We start from the raw sequence: 2437 nt of genomic DNA on the forward strand, positions 1-2437 counted from the left end.
AACCTTGAGGAGATATTTTATTTTAACAACAAAAAAATGCCGTATTTATGCGGCTTTTGGCGTTTCGCAAACGCCTAAGATATCATTGTAACAAAGGAGATGCCTGTGAGTGCAGAAATGATACAGAAATTTCCGGAATCTGTTAAACTGATCTGCGAGGCAGGTACAGGATATAATAATATTGATCTTGAAGCAGCACGAAAGAAGGGGATTACAGTCTGCAATATCCCGGCATACAGCACAGAACGTGTGGCACATACTGCGATCATGATGATATTGAATCTGAGTTCTGCAATGCAGGTACAGATGAAGATGCTGGCATGCGGAAATCATGACAATTTTACCAGAAATCTTCAGGTTCCGCATGTTGAGGTAAATGGAAAAACACTTGGTGTTATAGGTGCAGGACACATTGGCAGGAAAGTTATCCAGATCGCACAGGCTTTGGATATGAACATACTTGTATATGCCAGGACACCGAAAGAGGATGAGAAGGGGATCTGCTATGTATCGCTTGAGGAGCTGCTTAAGAATAGTGATTATGTTTCCATGCACTGTCCATTGACAGAAAGTACAAAACATATGATCAATAAAGAAACTCTATCGCTTATGAAGCCATCAGCGTTTATTATTAATACTTCAAGAGGTGCGCTTATTGATGAGGCTGCTCTTATAGAAGCATTAGAAAATGGTATGATTGCAGGAGCCGGACTTGATGTTCAGGAAACTGAACCACCTGAAGAAACAAACCCTCTTTATACTATGGATCAAGTCCTTTTGACGCCACATATGGGATGGAAAGGACTTGAGACAAGACAGCGGTTGGTTTCTATTCTGGCGGATAATATAAAGCAGTTTATGGAAGGAAATCCGATCAATGTTGTATCAGATCTATAGTATCTGGCAGCAAAGTGATGATATAACTTCCGGGTTTGCAGAGTGAAAAAAATATAATTACAATCAATAAATCAGTGCTTTGATATCTTCTTCCAATATAGCAGGAATAACATAAACAATAGAATTACTGGAAAAAATAAGTCCGAATAGTCGTCAGAAACGCTGAGAAGAAATTATTCTCAGCGTTTTTTGAACATTACTATAATGTCAAGGAATCTTCTGCATCTACCCCACATCTGTAAATTTCCATCAAGATACAGTCTCGCATATTCTAGTGGTTCATCAATGGCAAGTGTGTTTAATGCACAATCTGATCCGGGTGTGGTTCTCAAATTCTTTTCTGCTTTCCAGCAGTCAATGCGAAGCATATAGCCTGCACTGATATAAACATCAATGCTGTTTCGTCCGGGATTATATTCTGCAAATATTGTTCTCATCGTATTTTATCTTCTTATCGTTCAATCAATTATTTGCTACAAAAATCAGAAGCATTTCAATCAGTTCACCATGTCACTTTTATTTTGTGTTATACTGTTTTACATAATTTTCTTGGTCTTGTATTTTCCCTTATCAGAGTTCGTAAACACTGGCGGGACGATATAACACAAGGGAAACAATAAGGGAAAGCTCAATCGGAATTTACAGGAAGTGTGACAAGAAAGCCAAAACGGTATACTGGGAAAAAAAGATTAAGAAAAGAATAAAGAGCTGGTTTTAATTGTAAAATTTATGGGGAACTAACATCAGCTTATTGACATTAATTTAAAAATAAGTATAATAATAGTTGAGTAATTGTTCAACTATTATTATTTGGAGGTGAATATATGTCAAAAACGTCTTATATTTGTAATTGCGATGTAATTCATGAGGATATTGTGAATGATGTGAAATCCAAGATGCAGCCAAAAGATGATTATATCCAGTTGGCTTCTTTGTTTAAGCTATTTGGAGATGGAACTAGAGTACAAATCTTACACGCTCTAGAACAGAGTGAGATGTGTGTATGTGATCTTGCAGTGCTACTGGGGGTAACAAAATCTGCAATTTCGCATCAGTTAAAGGCATTACGCCTAGCGAATCTGGTAAAATTCCGTAAAGAAGCACAGATAGTTTACTACTCGCTGGCAGATGATCATGTGAAAGAGATTATTGACAAGGGATTTGAGCATCTTTGGCAGAAATAATATTTTTTAATATTATAGTTGAGTAATTGAACAATTAAACAAATTATAAGGAGATTATCATGAAACGCATATTTCTATTAAAAGGGTTGGACTGTCCAAATTGTTCCGCAAAAATTGAAAAAGAAATCGGAGAGTTGGATGGAGTGCAATCCTCAGTGGTAAATCTGATGAAGCAGACGCTTACAATCAATGTTACTCAGACAGCCGCAGATACGATAGCCAGTCAGATTGAAACGATTGTTCATAGTCATGAGCCCGATGTGGAAGTTCAGGAAGAAACCGTTATGAATGTTACAAAGAGTTATTCGTTAAAAGGATTGGATTGTCCGAATTGTTCTGCAAAAATTGAAAAAGAA

At 36.8% G+C, this 2437-nt stretch carries 3 protein-coding genes and 1 pseudogene; 3 read left to right on the plus strand and 1 reads right to left on the minus strand.

Features of this window, described 5'->3' with window-relative positions; all coding sequences use genetic code 11:
* Positions 1-78 precede the first annotated feature (78 nt).
* Positions 79-897: pseudogene (locus tag AB5170_RS21435) on the plus strand (2-hydroxyacid dehydrogenase); the annotation flags it as partial.
* Positions 898-1076: 179 nt separating this feature from the next.
* On the opposite strand, the gene AB5170_RS21440 reads toward AB5170_RS21435, so the two are convergent.
* Entirely contained in the window at positions 1077-1334 is a 258-nt protein-coding gene (locus AB5170_RS21440; RefSeq protein ID WP_072522455.1) for a DUF6061 family protein, read from the minus strand.
* Between the two features lie 387 nt (positions 1335-1721).
* Between AB5170_RS21440 and AB5170_RS21445 the strand changes: the two genes are divergently transcribed.
* Together AB5170_RS21445 and AB5170_RS21450 are read left to right on the plus strand one after the other, a co-directional pair.
* Positions 1722-2081 (plus strand): helix-turn-helix transcriptional regulator, encoded by a 360-nt coding sequence (locus AB5170_RS21445; protein ID WP_015512809.1) that lies wholly within the window; start codon positions 1722-1724, stop codon positions 2079-2081.
* A 59-nt stretch (positions 2082-2140) separates the two neighbouring features.
* Positions 2141-2437, plus strand: a 297-nt coding sequence (locus AB5170_RS21450; RefSeq protein ID WP_368365155.1) for a cation transporter, incomplete at its 3' end; no start/stop codon positions are given.

This window comes from Ruminococcus sp. RTP21484sp1_RTP21281st1_A8_RTP21281_210402 (assembly GCF_040914025.1).
Lineage (GTDB): Bacteria > Bacillota > Clostridia > Lachnospirales > Lachnospiraceae > Blautia_A > Blautia_A faecis.